The following is a 15,884-nucleotide window of genomic DNA, read 5'->3' as shown; positions in this document are numbered from 1 at the left end:
GTTCTTGACCTGCGTTGCTCTCTAGAACTGCCAGTTGAGGCTCAGCCCCACGCCCTGGGTTTTCTCGCGGCCACCCAGCTGGCCGTTGTAATCCAGGTTGACCCGCGTGGTCGGGCTCAACGCCAGGCTGGCCTGCACGCCAACCAGCGCCGCGTCACGTAGCAACGGCGAACTGCGCACGGCAAATGACGGCCCGCCGGCAACAAACGCCAAGTGTTCTTCGGATTCCACCGCCGTGAGGCTGTGCTGCCAGCCCAGCGAGCCGGACAGTTCCAGTCGCTGATGGTCATTCAAAGGCAAGGTTTTCAACGCGCGAAGGCCCAGGGTGCTGAGCACCGCATCACGCCGGTCACTGCCACGCTCCAGGGCCGCGGCGTCGCCTTTTTCGTGGAATGAGTCACTGTCCAGGTGCACGTACGCCAGGTTGGCGAACGGCTCCAGCGCCAGCGGTTGCAGGTGAATGCGGTACGCCGCCTCGGTAAACAGCTGCGCCGTGCGTGCATCCAGCTTGGTCTTTTGCTTGCCGCTGACGTCGCCGTATTGCAGGTCGCGTTTCACATCACCGCGATGCCAGCTGTAGGCGCCGCCGACGCTCACGCGCCAGTCACCCAGTTCCCGCCCGGCATACGCACCGAAGTGGTAACTGTCGATGGACGCCGATGAGTGCGTGCCACTGCCCAGGTTCAAGGAGCTGTCGCTGTAGCCAGCCACCACACCCACGCGGGTCTGCTCGTCCAACACACCGTCCACACCGGCCAGCAAGCCACCGATCGAGGTGGTCGAGCCCGCGGTTTCGCTGCGGCTGTCAGCCTTGCCCCAGGCGCCGAGGGCTTTGAGCCACAGGTTACTTTCGCCGCTCACCGGTACATGGCGCAGCCGCTCACCCACAGCCTCACGCAGCTGCAGGCTGTCGTTGATCAGCATCGCGCCAATCGCTGGGTAGACCTCGCCGGACAGTTGCTGCAAGCCTTGCCGAGCGGTTGCCACGGAATCGGACTGAAGCAGGCTTTCATACACTGGGTTGCCCGCGCCCAGTTGCTCGGCAGCGGCGGCGACAGCGCGCTGGTTACGGTTGGCGGCAACGCTGGCAAAGGTCGCACCGTTGCGTCCCACGTCCAGTTGCACGCCGTTAGCCGCATAGTCGAGGGTGCCGCCGAGGAACAGGTAGTTGGGCAGCACTTGGCCAAACTGCCCCTGGATGCCGCCCGCCGCCTGCAGGATGGTGTATTGGCGGCCGATCAGGCTTTGCACCTGGCTCTGGCTCAGCAATGTCGGGCTGTTTTCCAGCGCCAGGGTGACGGTGCCGCCGCCCAGTACGGCTTTGCCACCGGCGACAATGCGGTCGCTGGTGGTCGGGGTCAGTTCCACCGCATAGGTGGAGCCCGCCCCCAGGTTCACATCGCCCGCCACCTGCAAGGTGCCGACCGAATTGCCCGGTGCCACGGTGCCGCCGCTGTTCACCGCCAAGGCGCCGATGCGCCCGGAGCCGCCGAGGGTGCCGCTGTCGTTCACCGTCACTGCCGAGGTCAGCGAGCCGTTTACCGTCAGCAGGCCGCCATTGACGCTGGTCGCGCCGCGGTAGGTGCTGTCGCCGCTGAGCAGCAAACTGCCGGCGCCGGATTTGATCAGGCTGCCTTCATACACGCGGTTCGCGGCGGCTTGATCACGGGCGGTGCCGATCGCGTAGTCGGTCTGGTCCTGCTGGCTGGCAGTCGCGCCCACGCCGTTTTGCCAGCCCTTGTCGATCAGGGTTTGCTGCCAGGCCGTGTGCTCGGCGCGGTCTTCGGCCTGGCGCTGGAGCAACGCCTGGTCGGTGATGCCGTTGCTCCACACATCGCCCTGCCCCGCCGCCAGGTTGACGTTCATCGAGCCGAGCAATTGCCCCGGCCCGTGCATCGCCCGGCCCAGGTCCGGCACGCCCCAGCCCACGGTGGTATTGGGGGCCTGAGTGATCGAGCCGTCGAGTTGCGTGGCGGTGGTCAACAGCACCTGCAACGCCTGCTCATTGTTCAGGTACGGGTAGCGTTCCATCACCAGCGCCAAGGCGCCGGTGGCGTGCGGCGCCGACATCGACGTGCCGGACTTGACCCCATAACCGCCGCCGGGAACGGTGCTGTTGATCAGCGCGCCCGGGGTGGAAATACACCAGTATTTGGCGATGCCGCACTTGTTGTATTTCTGGTTATTCGCCTTGTCCAGGCCCGACACGGCCAGCCAGTGGCCTTCCAGTTCCGGCTGGAAATAGGGCAGCGCCGAACGCACGCTGGCATTCGCGTAACCACTGTTGCCGGCGCTGAACACATTGATCACGCCGGCCTTGGCCACATCCGCTGCCGCATCCAGCCAGGTGCCCTGGTTGTAATGCTGGGCGTAGGCGGCGTGCAGGCCGTCGAGGGTCTGGTAGCTGACGTCCGGCGGCTGGCTGCCCCAGCTGTTATTGATGGCGCGCACGCCGGAATCCACCAACGCGGTGTACACCGCCTTGAAGTATTTGGGGTCCGGGGTCGGGCCAAACAGGAAGCTGTCGTTGGCGTTGGTATTGCCCACGTAGACTTGCGCGTTGTACGCCACGCCATGCATGCCCACGCCATCGCGCGCCGCGCCCATGGTGCCGGTGACGTGGGTGCCGTGGGAGTCGTTGTTGGGGTTGAGCGCGCCGGTGGTGCTGAACGCGCTGCCATTGACGTAAGTGCCGGTGGCCGTGACCGGGTGGAAGCGGTCTTTGGAGGCTTCCGGGTGATCGGTGTCGAACCCGGAGTCCAGCGCGCCGATTTTTACCCCGCTGCCGCTGATCCCGGCGGCGTAGGCCTCATTCGCCTTCTTGCGGTCCAGGCCCCAGTCACTCTGGAACTCGGCCGAACGCCAGCTGGCGGGGTTACCCAGTAAACCGGTCTCGGTGTATTGCGCCTGTGCCGCAACGGACAACAGCAGCAAGGAACCTGCGGTAAAGGGTTTGAAGCGTGATGAATCGGTGATCATCTAAACCATCCTTATTGTTTTTATAACTGCTCATTTCACCGGGCCGAACGCCTCATCGACTTTCGCCAGGTCGGTGTCGCGCAAGTTGCCCGCGTAGTAGTGCAATTTGGTCCAGGCCATCAAATAGTCATAACGCGCCTGGGCCAGGTCGCGACGGGTGCTGTACAGCTGCTGCTCGGCGTTCAACGCATCCAGGTTGACCCGCTCGCCGCCAAGGATGCTCTGCTTGGTCGATACCACCAGCGCCTCGGCCGAGGTCAGGGCTTTTTGATACGCGCGCAATTTGCTCACCCCGGACAGGCACGCGCTGAACTGGCGGCGCAGCTCGATCAGGGTTTCGCGCGTCTTGCCTTCCAGCTCGTACTCGGCCTGCTCCATGCCGCGGCTGGCTTGGCGGGTGGAGGCCGAAATGCCGCCACCGGCATACAGCGGCACGCTGACTTCAATGCCGATGGTGTTGGTGTCGTAGCGCTGGTTGTAGGTGTTGCCGCTGTCGGACTCCTGTTTGCGCGAGCTGGCATACGCGGTGATCTTCGGCAGGTGCCCGGCGCGGTTGCGCTCCACTTCATAGCGCGCCACTTCCACGGCCTGGCGTTGGGATGCGAGGGTTGGGTTATTGGTGATCGCCAGTTCATGCCAGGTGTCGTAGTTGGCCGGCGTCAGGGTGAAAGCGGCGAAGCTTTGGTTCAGTGGCGCCAAATCCTGGATGTTGACGCTCTGCACACCGATCAACGCGCCCAACTCCCTCAGCGACGCGTCCTGCTCATCCAGCGCCTGGATCTCTTCGGCAGTGGCCAGTTCATAACGCGATTCGGCTTCGAGGATGTCGGTGCGCGTGCCTTCGCCCTGCTGGAACAGGTGCTGGTTTTGCTGGAACTGCTGCTCGAAGGCCTTCTTTTTGGCGCGGGCGATGTCGATCTGGTCCTGGGCAAACAAGGCCTGGGTGTAATAGCTCAGCACCCGCACCAGCAGCGCCTGGCTCTTGTCGCGAAAGCTTTCATCGGCGAACAACGACTGGGCCACGCCCTTGCGGTAGTTGGCATAGGCTTCGTAGTCGAACAGCGGCTGTTGCAGGCTGAAGGTCGAGCCATAACTGTTGTAGTTGCGGTCGTCGCGGTAGTTGCCGCCGCGCCCGTCCGGCAGGTGCGCCTCAGAGTTGTTGCGGCCCTTGTTGTAGTTGTACGACAGCTTGGGCAGCAGCCCGGCGCGGCCGATGGTGCGGTTTTCCAGGCCGGCGTCGCGCTCCTTGATCGCGCCGAGAAACACCGGATCGTTGCGCAAGGCTTGCTCATACACATCAAACGGGCCCATGGCAGCCTGGGCAGAGCCACACATCAACAGCAGCGAAATGAACACAGGTTTCATGCTCATTCCTCGGTCAGCGCGGAGCCGGCGCGGTCCAGCAGCGGCTTGAACAGGTAATTGAGCAACGAGCGCTCGCCGGTGCGCACGAACATCTCGGCAGGCATGCCCGGCTTGATCACCAGGCCATGGAGTTTCTCCAGTGCGGCCTCGCTCACCGTGGTGCGCAGCACGTAGTACGGCTGGCCGGTTTTTTCATCAAGTATCTGGTCGGCAGAAATCAGGCTGACTTCGCCCGGCACGCGCGGGGTGCGGCTCTGGTTGAAGGCCGTGAACAGGATATCCACCGGCAAGTGCGTGCCAACCTTGTCCACCAGGTTCACCGGCAAACGCCCTTCGACTTCCAGGCGTGTGCCCTGGGGCACGATTTCCAACAGGGTTTCACCGGCACGCACCACGGCGCCCTCGGTGTGCACGCTGAGGTTGACCGCAATGCCATCGGCCGGAGCGTTGATTTCACTGTGCTGCAGGTCGAAGCCGGCCGAGGTGAGCTGCTGCTCCAGGGTCAGGCTGCGCAGCTGCGCGTCGGCCAGTTGGCTGCGCACCTCCTTCTGATATTCCTCGCTGTGCTGCTGCAACTTGAGCCGTGATTCAAGAATGCCCTGCTCTACGCGGCCGCTTTCGCCGGCGTTCTGCGCCAGGTCCTGTTGCACCTGGGACAGTTGGCGCTGGTAATCGAGCAAGCGATTGCGCGGGATATAGCCGTTGTCGGCCAAGGGTTGCAGGTTGGACAGTTGGTCACGCAGGGATTGGGCCTGGGCGGACAAGTCGCTGCGGGCACGGCGCATGCCATTGAGTTGCGAGGTGGCACCGTCGATATTCGCGCGAATCCCGGCTTGCTCACGGGAAAACGCCTCGCGGCGGCTGCTGAACAGTTGGCGCTGGCCTTCCAGCACCAGGGCCAGGGCCGGATCGGGGTTGGCGCTCAGCTCGGCCGGAAAGGTGATGCTGGAGCGGTTATCGCGCTCGCTCTGCCAGCGCGCCACGCTGGCCCAGGCCATGCGGTACTGGGCTTGCAGGGATTGCACGTCGGCCTGGTTCTGGGTCTGGTCAAGGCGAAACAGCGGCTGGCCTTGTTTGACCACCTCGCCCTCCTTCACCAGAATCCGGCTGACCACGCCGGGGCTGAAGGTTTGCACGGCTTTGCGCTTGCCCGAAACCACCACCGTGCCTTGCACCGGGATGCCTTGGTCCAGAGGCGCCAGGCTGGCCCAGAGAAAGAAGCCGCCGGCGCCGACGATGGTCAGCAGCCAACCCATTTTTACGAAAAAACCGGCATCACGTTGCTCAAATGTAAGGCTGCTCATGCGCCTGGATTCCTTCCGGCTTGGTACTGACGGCTGAGGCTCACGCCGGCCTTTTCTCGTGGTGCTTCCTGCTGCTGCCCCGACAAGGCGCGCAGCACTTCCTGGCTGGGGCCGAAGGCCTGCAAACGGCCTTCGTTCAGCACCAGCAATTTATCGGCCTGGGCAAGCGCCGAGGACCGGTGCGTCACCAGCACCACGCTGCTGCCCTGGGCTTTCATCTGCACGATGGCACTGGCCAGCGCGGCCTCGCCGACGGTGTCGAGGTTGGAGTTGGGTTCATCCAGCACGATCAAGCGCGGCCCGCCGTAGAGCGCGCGGGCCAGGGCCACGCGTTGTTTCTGGCCCCCGGACAGGCCACCGCCGTTGTCGCCCAGCACCGTGTCGTAACCCTGCGGCAGGCGCAGGATCAGCTCATGCACACCGGCTTGTTGCGCGGCCTGCACCACGCGTTCCGGGTCGGCGTCGCGAAACCGCGCAATGTTGTCGGCGATGCTGCCGCTGAACAGTTCGATGTCCTGGGGCAAATAACCGATATGAGGGCCAAGGTCGTCACGGTCCCAGCGATGGATATCGGCGCCGTCCAGGCGCACCGTGCCGGCCAGGGTTGGCCACACACCCACCAGCACGCGCGCCAGGGTGGATTTGCCCGAACCCGACGCGCCGAGCACGCCCAGCACTTCGCCCGCACCGAGGTTGAAGCTGACCTGATGCAAGGTCGGCACGCGCCGCCCGGGCGGGCCCGCGCTGACTTGCTCGAAACTGACCTGGCCGTTGGGCGCCGGCAGCGCCATGTGTTCGACTTCCGGTGGGAATTCGCGCAGCAATTGGTCAAGCCGCTGGTAAGCCAACTTGGCCGAACTCCACTGCTTCCACACCGCAATCAGTTGGTCGATGGGGCTGAGCACGCGGCCCATGAGGATGGAACCGGCGATCATCATCCCGGCCGTCATCTCGCCTTTGATCACCAGAAAGGCGCCCAAGCCCAGCACAAGTGATTGCAGGCACAGGCGAAAGGACTTACTCAGCGAGGTGATCACCGAGCCGGTGTCGCTGGCCTTGTTCTGATAGCCGAGAAATTGTGAATGCACCGCGAACCAGCGCTTGCGCAACGCGCCGAGCATGCCCATGGCCTGGATCGTCTCGGCGTTGTGCAAATGGCTGGTGGCCAACTGGGTCGATTGCTGGGAAAACGCGCCCGCCTCGCCCAGCGGTTTTTTGGTCAGGTATTCATTCAGGCACGCCAGCGCGATCAGCAGTACCGCGCCCGCCGTTGCCAGCACGCCAAGCCACACGTTGAAGAGGAAAATCACGAACAGGTAGATGGGAAACCACGGTGCATCAAAGAACGCGAACAGCGCAGGCCCCGTGATGAATTGACGGATCACGGTCAGGTCGCCAAGGGATTGCCCGGCGTGCCCCTCACCGCGTTGCAGGTTGCGTTCAAAGGCGGCTTTGTAGACGCGCAAGTTGAAGCGTCGCTCTAACTGACTGCCGATACGGATCACGATAAAACTGCGAATGACTTCCAGCGTGCCGATAAACGCAAAGAAGCCGACGACCATCAACGTCAACATCACCAGGGTGGTTTCATTCTGGGAGGACAACACACGGTCGTACACTTGCAGCATGTAAATCGACGGCACCAGCATCAACAGGTTAATCAATGCGGTAAAACAGCCGATGCTGATCAAAATACTCTTGTATTCACCCAACGCCCTGAATAAGGGCGCAACCGCATGGGACTTCGCCATATCTTCTGATCTTCCCTGAAGCGAATTACGCGCACTAGTTGCCCAGGCCCCACATTAGGGCGGCCAACTATTAAAATCGGGTTATATGCTTATAACTTTTAATTAAGGTGTTCGTTGCAGGACAACTTCGGGGATTGAAGGCGTCTGCCCTTTATATTCGCCGTCTTTTTCACGGTTCAAATGAATAATGCCGGTGCCCTGGGCGTTCATCAGCCAGATGCCATCCGGGGTCGGCAACCAGGTCAGCGGTTTATCGCCCAGCCATTGCGCGGCGCACGCCACGTCACCGGCCAGCGCGTTCGGCTGGTCCAACAGGTCCAACGCGCACACTTGATCCTGCTGGTGCAACTGCCAGTGGCCGGCCAACTGGGCGGTGGTGGGTAAAACGAGACTGCTAGCCATTGCGTGGGCTCCTGCCGACACGAACAACACCTGTGAAGCACAGGCGATCAAATGAGAAAAACGCGGCATGTTCTGCTCCATCATAGAGCGCGGCGCCGGAGCGCCGCGCGCTTTACATCACGCTACGATGTCGCTGACCGCAGCCTGGCCAACGGTGGTGACGAGGAAATCCGCCACGCCGTGCCCGGAGAAGTCCACGGCCAAGGTGCCCAGGTTGGTACCCGAGGCATAGCTGAGTACAGCATCGCCGGCATGCCCGGTAAATGCATTGACGAAGCTCAAGCCTGCACCTTTGGTGATACCGGACAGGTCGATCTTGTCCGAACCCGAGGTGAAGTCGAAGATCTTGTCAGCAGCCCCCGGCTTGGAATCGGAACTGGCACCGTACACGAAGGTATCGTTGCCGGCGCCGCCCCACAGTTGGTCCGCACCGCCACCGCCGTAGATGATGTCGTTGCCGGCACCGCCTTTGATGAGGTTGGCTGCGTTGTTACCAATGATCAGGTCGTTGCCCGAACCGCCGAAGGCGTTCTCGACAGTGACGCCCTTGGCGATGGACACGTTGCCCACCAGGCCGCCAACGTCGGAGAACGAGGCCTCATTGAGGTTGATCTTCTGGTTCTGGGTAAAACCGGAGAAGTCCAGGGTGTCGTTGCCACCACCGTCCCATACCGAGAACACCAGCTTGTCGGCATTGGACGTAGCGCTGTAGAAATCACGCCCGGTGTTGGAGTTGAAACCGTAGGTGGTGTCGCCGGCGCGGGTGCTGTAGTTGGCACCGTAGAGCTTCTGGATTGCGGCGATGTCGTCGATCAGCGGGCCCGACGCGTAAGCTTCGACGCCGCCTTTGGTGAAGTTCTGGTTGGTGTTGCTTTCGCTCCAGTAACTCATGACGCTGTAGCCACGCGTGTCCTGTCCATAGTCCGCGTCTTTGTACGAAGGGTTGCCGGTCCCGGCGTTGTAGTCGCCAGGGTGAGCCAGGCCCAGGGTATGGCCGATTTCGTGGGTCAGGGTCTGCCGGCCGTAGTTGTTCACGTCCGGGGTCTTGTTCGGCGTGTAGCTGCTGTTGGTCAGGTACCACGAAGTGCCGTCGTAGCCTGCGCCGGTGCCGGGCAGGTAAGCGAAGGCAGCCGCGCCATCCTGGCCACCGCTGTAGTTGCCGAAGGTCATGTGCGTGTCACCGCCCGAGGCGCTTTCGGTAAAGCTCACGTTGGCGACATCCGACCAGGATTGCATGGCCAGTACGGCCTGTGCTTTCTGCTGGGCGTTGAACTGGCTGAACCCGGAGATACCATGTTTGTTCAGGGTGGCCGAGGAAGCCGAGGTGAGGAAGGTGTAGGTCAGATCGATCTTGCCGTTGTGATTCACATCCTTGTACGAGGCGCCATCGCGCAGCAGGTGGTCCGCTGCCTGGTCCACGGAAAAGGACGGTTTGCCATTCACCGTGAGGTTGCCGCCACGGTCATACAGATGGCTGAAGCTATCGATTTGCGAGTAAGCAGTGCTGGCTTGCGCGGCAGAAACAATAGCTTTGTCTTTTACTTTTGACATAAACGTACTTCCTTGTTTGCAAGTGCATCAGTCTTTGGTCGATAGGAACCCCGCGGGCGAGATCGTCCTATCACTCGCCTCTTTTGAAGGCGTATCGAAACTGACACAACTTGAAATCTTTCGTCTACAAATATTTCCGCAGCGAAAATGTGACGTGGATTCAACTTAAGGAAGTCGCGGGCAATGTTTATTGGGGGCCATTGCATTTGCCCAACGGGCGCAGACCCCGTGTTATTTAAATATTAAATAGAAGTAAAGCCGCTCAAGTTGAGCGGCGCACTTGAATAATGGATCCAATATATTGTCACGGTGTCATTGGCGACATTAAAGAGCCACTACTTACACTATTAATTATTAGTTGCCCCCTATTACCGGGACACACTCCAGCCGGACCTCGCCAATGCCTCGAGCAACGTTTCACCCGCCAACCCTGGCACCGTGACCCCCTGCTCCGTGGTCATGTCCTCACCGGCCAGCAGGGCATTGATGATCGCCTCCTCCACGGCTTCTGCCGCGGCCGTGAACAGCGGTGATATGTGATCGTTGTTGACCATCTGCAACGCAGTGCTCAGTGGCGAGCCTTTGCGCCCGTAATCGGCTGGCGGCAGATCGCGGTTGCCGGTGGCGAAGGCCAGGAACAGGTCGCCGCTGGAGTCCTCGGTGCCGCCGCCGGTACGCGCAATGCCGATCGAGGCGCGTTGCGCCAGACGCCGACACTGATGTGGTAGCAACGGTGCGTCGGTGGCGATGATCACCACGATGGAGCCCATGCCTGGCGTGCCACGCGTGGCGAAGGGGGATGCAATGCCCATCAAGTGACGACCAACCGGGTAACCCTCCACTCGCAGCTCCTGGCGCTTGCCATGGTTGGCCTGCACCAGCGCGCCGACGGTCCAGCCGCCCTGCTCGGCCGGCAATCGCCGCGAGGCGGTGCCGATGCCGCCCTTGAACTCATGGCAGATCATCCCGGTGCCACCGCCCACCGCTCCTTCCTGCACCGCGCCGCCTTGGGCGCTATCCAGCGCCTGGCGCACATGCTCAGGCTTGACGTGCTGGCCCCAGATGTCATTGAGCAGCCCGTCGTAGGTTTCCATCACCACCGGCATGCACCAATACACCGCCGGGTCCGCCAGGCGCTCACGCTCCAGGGCGATCAAGGTGTCACGCACCAGGCCGATGCTGTGAGTGTTGGTGATGGCCACTGGCGTGGTCAGCAACCCCGCTTCGCTGATCCATTCAAGGCCGGTGGCATCGCCATTGCCGTTGAGTACATGGTACCCGGCAAAACACGGTTGCTGGCGCGCCTCGCCCTCGCGCGGCTGGATCACGGTGACGCCGGTCCGCACTTGTTTGCCGTCGATACACGCCTTGAGCGTACTATGACCGACCCGAACGCCCGGCACATCGGTGATGGCGTTCAATTCGCCGGGCGTGCCCAGCCCCAACGTGATGCCGATTTGACGTGCACGCATAGCCACTCCTTACCTGTAATTGCGCGAAATGAGGCTGACGGTAGCGCCTGCCGGCCTGTCAGCCAATGCCCCTATTGGCGTACTCCCCTTGACGGTATTCGCCAAAAGCCGAACCCTTGGCCGATCTTTTGAGGGCGGGAGCCTGTGACATGAGCCTGTTCAAAGAGGTCGGTCTGCACGCAGGCCTTGGCCGCACCGTCGCTCACATCGGCACCGAGCGGTTCTGGAAGCAACTGGTGCTGTTGCTGCAGCAGTGCCTGCCCTTCGATAACGCCCTGGCGATTGTTTATCCACTGGCGGGGCCGCCCCAGGCCCTGGAGGAATACGACGCCCTGCCGAGCAGCAAACCGGCGTCGATGCTGGCCTACCTCAACGGCCTGTATGTGCTCGACCCGTTTTACCAGGCCTGTCGCGAGGGTTATGCCAGTGGCGTGTACCGGCTAGAGGAAGTCGCGCCGGACCATTTTCGCCAGAGCGATTACTTCCTCAACTACTTCCACGACAACGTGCTGGAAGACGAGGTGCAGTTCATCCTGCAGGTGCCGGGCACAGGGACATTGTCGCTGTCGCTGGGCATGCAACGGCGCTTCAGTCTCGAGGAGACCGGGCTGATGACCCTGCTGGCGGCCTGGGTGTTGCCCCTGATGCAGCAACATTGGCAGCAAAGCGCCCAACGCGCGCCGACGATGCACAGCCAGGTCAGGGATGCGCTGAACCAATTCGGCACTGGCGTGCTCTCGGAGCGTGAGCTGGAAGTGGCCCGCCTGGTGCTGCGCGGCTTCTCGTCCAAGGCCATGGCCGAGCGCCTGAAGATCTCGCCGGACACCGTGAAGGTGCACCGGCGACACCTGTACGCAAAGCTGGATATCTCGTCACAGCCGGAGCTGTTTTCGTTGTTTATCCAGTCTTTGGGCCATGATCTGGAAACCCCCTGACGGCATGCACGGTTGTGCCGAGTCGGCGCGTTCCAGCTGGCAGGCTTATTGTGGCGAGCGGGCTTGCCCCGCGTTGGGGCGCGAAGCGGCCCCAGTTGGGATGAGTGCGGTGTATCAGACAGTCTTCATCGGCAGGTTTTGGGGCCGCTTCGCAGCCCAACGCGGGGCAAGCCCGCTCGCCACAGGACGCCCGCTTCTCACAGCAGGTCTTTGCCACAACAGGGCCTTGCCACAACAGGACCTTGTCACAGCAAGCCTGCTCGCCACAGCGGCTAAGCCTATCGCCCGGTACGAATGGTGTTCCACACCCGCGTACGAACCCGGTCGATGTTCAGCGGCATCGCTTCGAGTGCAAACAGCTTGCCCATCATTTCCGGGCTCGGGTACACCTTGGTGTCGGCTTTGATCGCCGGGTCTACCAGGCTGTCGGCTGCGGCGTTGCCGTTGGCGTAGTGCACGTAGTTGGTGATGCTGGCCATCACTTCCGGGCGCAGCAGGTAGTTCATGAACGCATAGCCGGCCTTTTCGTCAGGCGCGTCGGCCGGCATGGCGACCATGTCGAACCAGATGGCGGCGCCTTCCTTGGGAATGTTGTAGCCGATGTTTACCCCGTTCTTGGCTTCCTTGGCACGGCTCTCGGCCTGCAGGATGTCGCCGGAGAAGCCGACGGCCACGCAGATGTCGCCGTTGGCCAGGTCAGCGGTGTACTTCGAAGAGTGGAAATACGCCACGTACGGCCGCACTTTCATCAGCAGGTCTTCAGCCTTCTTGTAGTCCTCGAGCTTTTTGCTGTGGTGCGGCAGGCCCAGGTAGTTAAGCGCCGCCGGCAGCAGTTCCGGGCCGTTGTCGAGAATCGCCACGCCGCATTTTTGCAGCTTGGCCATATTCTCCGGCTTGAAGATCAGGTCCCAGGAATCCACCGGGGCGTTGTCGCCCAGCACAGCCTTGACCTTGTCGATGTTGTAGCCGATGCCCGTGCTGCCCCACAGGTACGGGAAGCCGTGCTGGTTGCCCGGGTCGTTGTTTTCCAGAGCCTTGAGCAATACCGGGTTGAGGTTTTTCCAGTTCGGCAACTGGCTCTTGTCGAGCTTTTTCAGGGCGCCGCCCTGGATTTGCCGGGCCATGAAGTGGTTGGACGGAAACACCACGTCATACCCGGATTTGCCGGTCATCAATTTGCCGTCGAGGGTTTCGTTGCTGTCGTACACGTCGTAAGTGAAACCGATGCCGGTTTCTTGCTGGAAGTTCTTGGTGGTGTCCGGCGCAATGTAGTCCGACCAGTTATAGATCTTCACCGTCTCGGCGGCCTGGCTGATAGCGGCCACCAACATCAAGGGCAACAGGGCAATGGCTTTCATGGTTCGATTTCCTGGCGGTTTTAGGGCTGTTTTTATGGCAGGCGATCAAGGATCAAAGCGTTACAGAATCAATACATAGGTCTTGCGCACGGTTTCCTGGATATCCCAGATTCCGGTGCTGTTGGCCCGCAACATCAGTGCATCACCGGCTTGTATGTGGACGATTTCACCGTTATCGGGCGTGAAGGTGCAGCGGCCCTGGATAAAGTGGCAAAACTCCTGGGATTTGATCTGCCGACGCCAGCGCCCTGGCGTGCACGCCCAGATGCCGGTTTCGACGCCGTCGCCGCGCTCAACACTTAAGGTCGAGGCCAAGGCGACGGGTTCGCCCAAGGGCACGGCCACCGGTGACGAGTCCGGCAAGTGGGCATTCAGCGTGTCTTTGAATTGAGTGATGCTCATGGGTTTTCCCGTGTGAGTGAAACGTCTTAGTGCATGAAACCTTCCATGAACCCGGCCACGCCGGTCGCCAACTTGCGGCGCCAGGGCGCGGTATTGGGGTTGGCCAATACCTGGTCCTCATGGACGAAACTGCGAATGATCGCGTTGTAGCCCAGCCAGCGGCACGGCTCGGGCTCCCAGGCCTTGAGCGCGTCCAGGCCTCGTTCGCGGATCACCCACGGCTGGGTGGTCAGCGGCGTGTCGAGGCCCAGGATCAAGTCGGCCAGGGTACGGCCACCCAGGTTGCTGGCGCCTACGCCCTCCCCGCCGTACCCACCGGACAGCGCGATGCCGGTCTTGTGGTCACACAGCATGTGCGGTCGAAAGTTACGCGACATGCCGAGGTTGCCGCCCCACGAATGGGTAATCCGAACCTTCTTCAACTGTGGGAAAAGTTCGCCGAACAGGTAGCGACGCAGTTCCACTTCGCTGTCGGTCAGGTCGAAGTTGTGGCGCAATTTACCGGCGAACTGGTAACCGCCACGCGCGCCGAACACCAGGCGGTTGTCGGCCGAACGCTGGCCGTAAGTGACCTGGCGGCTGCTTTCGCCGAATGCCTGGCCGTGGCTCAAGCCGATTTCATCCCAGGCGCTGGCGGGCAGTGGCTCGGTGGCGACAATCAGGCTTTGTACCGGCAGTTGATAGCGACCCAGCGGCGGCAGTGTGGTGGCATACCCCTCGACAGCCGGCACCACCCAGGCGGCCCGCACACCCGCCTTGGCGGTGCGCAGGCTGCCGGACTGCCAATGGGTGACCGGGCTGTTTTCGTAGAGGGTGACGCCCATGCTCTCCACGACGCGCGCCAGGCCACGCACCAGTTTGGCCGGGTTGATCGTCGCCACATGCGGCGCGTAGATGCCGCCATAGGGTTTGGCGATACGGACCTGTTCGGCCAGTTGTTGCGGGCTCAGCCAGCGGTAATCGTCTGCCGTCAGGCCTTGGGCGTAGAGTTTTTCGAGGTAGCGGCGCAGGCTGCCTTCCTGCTCGGGGTAGCGCGCGGCGCAGTACAGCGCGCCGCCCTTGCGGTAGTCGCAGTCGATGCCCTCACGGGCCAGCACTCGCGCCACTTCATCGGGAATCCCGTGCAGCAGGTCAAAGGAGGCGCGGCGTTGCTGCGGGTCAAGCCCGGCGAGCAGGCGATCTTCGCCGAGCAAATTGCCCATCAGCCAGCCGCCGTTGCGGCCAGAGGCGCCAAAACCTGCGGTTTGCGCTTCGATAATTGCAATTTTCAGCTCAGGTGCCTGGCGTTTCAGGTAATAGGCCGTCCACAGGCCCGTGTACCCGGCACCGATGATGGCCACATTGACGTCCAGGTCATGCTCCAGCGCCGGCCGCGCCCGCAGCGGGTCGTCCAACTGGTCCATCCATAAACTGATATTGCGCCATGCCGGCATGCCAAGCTCCCCTACCTCGTTTCGATAGGCTGGATCCTAGAGCGCGGTGTTATGGGCTGTCTTGCGCGCGTGCACGCAGAGAAATTTGTTTGACGTAGGCCTTGGGCGACTGGCCGGTGTGCTGGCGAAAGGCACTGTAGAAGGCTGACAGCGAATTGAAACCGGCGGCGAATGCCAGGTCATCGACTTTGATCGGTGGCACGGCGTTATCCAGCGCCGCCAGCAAGTGTTGAAGCCGTGCCTGGTTGACGTAGCGATAGAAGCTCTGCCCCAGCACCTGGTTCAACAGGTAGGAAATCTGATTGCGACTGTAGCCGCATTCCTTGGCAACCCGTTGCAGGTCCAGTTCCGGGTCCAGATAGGGTTGCTTGAGTTCGAAATAGTGTTGCAGGTCATTGGCCATGTGCCCCAATTGCTGGGGCGACAAGCCCAGGCGGCTGACCGTGGGGCGCATGGCCTGGGTCGGCTGTTCGTGCACCAGTGACGCGTATTCGTTGACCCGCCAGATCAGCCCGTCGCGCACGGTGATGGCCTCGCTGGTGCGAAACGACACCAGGCCCTGGCCGCCCCGCAAGGTGATGCGGTACTGGATGAACGCGGTGTCGCCGTCGGCACGAATGCGGTCGGTGTGCTCAATGGCTTCATCGGCGCCACGCGGCATGCTCGCTTGCAGGTATTCACGCAGTTCGGCGTAGCCGATGACGCGGTTCTGGAAGAAGTCGTGGTACTGGATGTCCGGGTGGTAATAGGACATCACGCCATCCAGATCACGATGGCGCCAGCACAGATGGTGACGCAGCACCAGATCGCCCGTGGCTTGGGTGTGTTGGCAATCATCGTCCGGGGCGGTCTGCGGCATGGGCGGCTCTGTTGCGGGTAAACCCTGGAGAGTGCCGAATTTCAGGGCAGCCTTCAATGGTCAATTGGCGCTT

Annotated in this window: 12 protein-coding genes; 1 reads left to right on the top strand and 11 read right to left on the bottom strand. The window is 62.0% G+C overall.

Annotated elements, in window-relative coordinates; all coding sequences use genetic code 11:
- Positions 1–21: 21 nt before the first annotated feature.
- The 7 genes from eprS to AACW30_RS08320 form a co-directional block, all read right to left on the bottom strand.
- Positions 22–2,979 (bottom strand): autotransporter serine peptidase EprS, encoded by a 2,958-nt coding sequence (gene eprS, locus AACW30_RS08350; protein ID WP_200624727.1) that lies wholly within the window; start codon positions 2,977–2,979, stop codon positions 22–24.
- A 30-nt stretch (positions 2,980–3,009) separates the two neighbouring features.
- Entirely contained in the window at positions 3,010–4,344 is a 1,335-nt protein-coding gene (locus tag AACW30_RS08345) for a TolC family outer membrane protein (RefSeq protein WP_106578108.1), read from the bottom strand.
- Positions 4,345–4,346: 2 nt separating this feature from the next.
- Complete coding sequence (locus AACW30_RS08340; protein WP_200624726.1) at positions 4,347–5,648, bottom strand: HlyD family type I secretion periplasmic adaptor subunit; 1,302 nt, start codon at positions 5,646–5,648, stop codon at positions 4,347–4,349.
- Complete coding sequence (locus AACW30_RS08335) at positions 5,645–7,399, bottom strand: type I secretion system permease/ATPase (protein WP_106578106.1); 1,755 nt, start codon at positions 7,397–7,399, stop codon at positions 5,645–5,647. Before AACW30_RS08335 ends, AACW30_RS08340 begins: the two co-directional genes overlap by 4 nt.
- 102 nt (positions 7,400–7,501) lie before the next feature.
- On the bottom strand, positions 7,502–7,870 hold the full coding sequence (locus AACW30_RS08330) for a protease inhibitor Inh/omp19 family protein (RefSeq protein ID WP_106578105.1): 369 nt from the start codon (positions 7,868–7,870) through the stop codon (positions 7,502–7,504).
- A 48-nt stretch (positions 7,871–7,918) separates the two neighbouring features.
- Positions 7,919–9,352: a serralysin family metalloprotease gene (locus AACW30_RS08325; protein WP_106578104.1), complete on the bottom strand. Its 1,434-nt coding sequence runs from the start codon at positions 9,350–9,352 to the stop codon at positions 7,919–7,921.
- A gap of 368 nt (positions 9,353–9,720) precedes the next feature.
- Complete coding sequence (locus tag AACW30_RS08320; RefSeq protein WP_200624725.1) at positions 9,721–10,824, bottom strand: DmpA family aminopeptidase; 1,104 nt, start codon at positions 10,822–10,824, stop codon at positions 9,721–9,723.
- Between the two features lie 149 nt (positions 10,825–10,973).
- On the opposite strand from AACW30_RS08320, the gene AACW30_RS08315 reads away from it, so the two are divergent.
- Positions 10,974–11,759, top strand: a complete 786-nt coding sequence (locus AACW30_RS08315) for a helix-turn-helix transcriptional regulator (protein WP_200624724.1) — start codon at positions 10,974–10,976, stop codon at positions 11,757–11,759.
- A 278-nt stretch (positions 11,760–12,037) separates the two neighbouring features.
- Here AACW30_RS08315 and AACW30_RS08310 read toward each other — a convergent pair whose 3' ends face one another.
- The 4 genes from AACW30_RS08310 to AACW30_RS08295 are packed head-to-tail and all read right to left on the bottom strand — an operon-like array spanning position 12,038 to position 15,811.
- On the bottom strand, positions 12,038–13,117 hold the full coding sequence (locus AACW30_RS08310; protein WP_200624723.1) for a polyamine ABC transporter substrate-binding protein: 1,080 nt from the start codon (positions 13,115–13,117) through the stop codon (positions 12,038–12,040).
- A 60-nt stretch (positions 13,118–13,177) separates the two neighbouring features.
- On the bottom strand, positions 13,178–13,519 hold the full coding sequence (locus AACW30_RS08305; RefSeq protein WP_200624722.1) for a cupin domain-containing protein: 342 nt from the start codon (positions 13,517–13,519) through the stop codon (positions 13,178–13,180).
- 26 nt (positions 13,520–13,545) lie between these two features.
- Positions 13,546–14,952 carry an NAD(P)/FAD-dependent oxidoreductase gene (locus AACW30_RS08300; RefSeq protein ID WP_200624721.1) on the bottom strand — a complete coding sequence of 469 codons (1,407 nt, stop codon included), beginning with the start codon at positions 14,950–14,952 and terminating at the stop codon, positions 13,546–13,548.
- Between the two features lie 49 nt (positions 14,953–15,001).
- Positions 15,002–15,811 (bottom strand): helix-turn-helix transcriptional regulator, encoded by an 810-nt coding sequence (locus AACW30_RS08295; RefSeq protein WP_200624720.1) that lies wholly within the window; start codon positions 15,809–15,811, stop codon positions 15,002–15,004.
- Between the last annotated feature and the right edge of the window lie 73 nt (positions 15,812–15,884).

This window comes from Pseudomonas sp. MF6747, assembly GCF_963890955.1.
Lineage (GTDB): Bacteria > Pseudomonadota > Gammaproteobacteria > Pseudomonadales > Pseudomonadaceae > Aquipseudomonas.
The sequence above is the reverse complement of the archived record's forward strand: the minus strand, read 5'-3'. Positions and strand labels throughout refer to the sequence as shown.

Coding starts and splice junctions, on each gene's coding strand:
- eprS (WP_200624727.1), bottom strand. CDS start 2,979: ATGATCACCGATTCATCACGCTTCAAACCCTTTACCGCAGGTTCCTTG.
- AACW30_RS08345 (WP_106578108.1), bottom strand. CDS start 4,344: ATGAAACCTGTGTTCATTTCGCTGCTGTTGATGTGTGGCTCTGCCCAG.
- AACW30_RS08340 (WP_200624726.1), bottom strand. CDS start 5,648: ATGAGCAGCCTTACATTTGAGCAACGTGATGCCGGTTTTTTCGTAAAA.
- AACW30_RS08335 (WP_106578106.1), bottom strand. CDS start 7,399: ATGGCGAAGTCCCATGCGGTTGCGCCCTTATTCAGGGCGTTGGGTGAA.
- AACW30_RS08330 (WP_106578105.1), bottom strand. CDS start 7,870: ATGCCGCGTTTTTCTCATTTGATCGCCTGTGCTTCACAGGTGTTGTTC.
- AACW30_RS08325 (WP_106578104.1), bottom strand. CDS start 9,352: ATGTCAAAAGTAAAAGACAAAGCTATTGTTTCTGCCGCGCAAGCCAGC.
- AACW30_RS08320 (WP_200624725.1), bottom strand. CDS start 10,824: ATGCGTGCACGTCAAATCGGCATCACGTTGGGGCTGGGCACGCCCGGC.
- AACW30_RS08315 (WP_200624724.1), top strand. CDS start 10,974: ATGAGCCTGTTCAAAGAGGTCGGTCTGCACGCAGGCCTTGGCCGCACC.
- AACW30_RS08310 (WP_200624723.1), bottom strand. CDS start 13,117: ATGAAAGCCATTGCCCTGTTGCCCTTGATGTTGGTGGCCGCTATCAGC.
- AACW30_RS08305 (WP_200624722.1), bottom strand. CDS start 13,519: ATGAGCATCACTCAATTCAAAGACACGCTGAATGCCCACTTGCCGGAC.
- AACW30_RS08300 (WP_200624721.1), bottom strand. CDS start 14,952: ATGCCGGCATGGCGCAATATCAGTTTATGGATGGACCAGTTGGACGAC.
- AACW30_RS08295 (WP_200624720.1), bottom strand. CDS start 15,811: ATGCCGCAGACCGCCCCGGACGATGATTGCCAACACACCCAAGCCACG.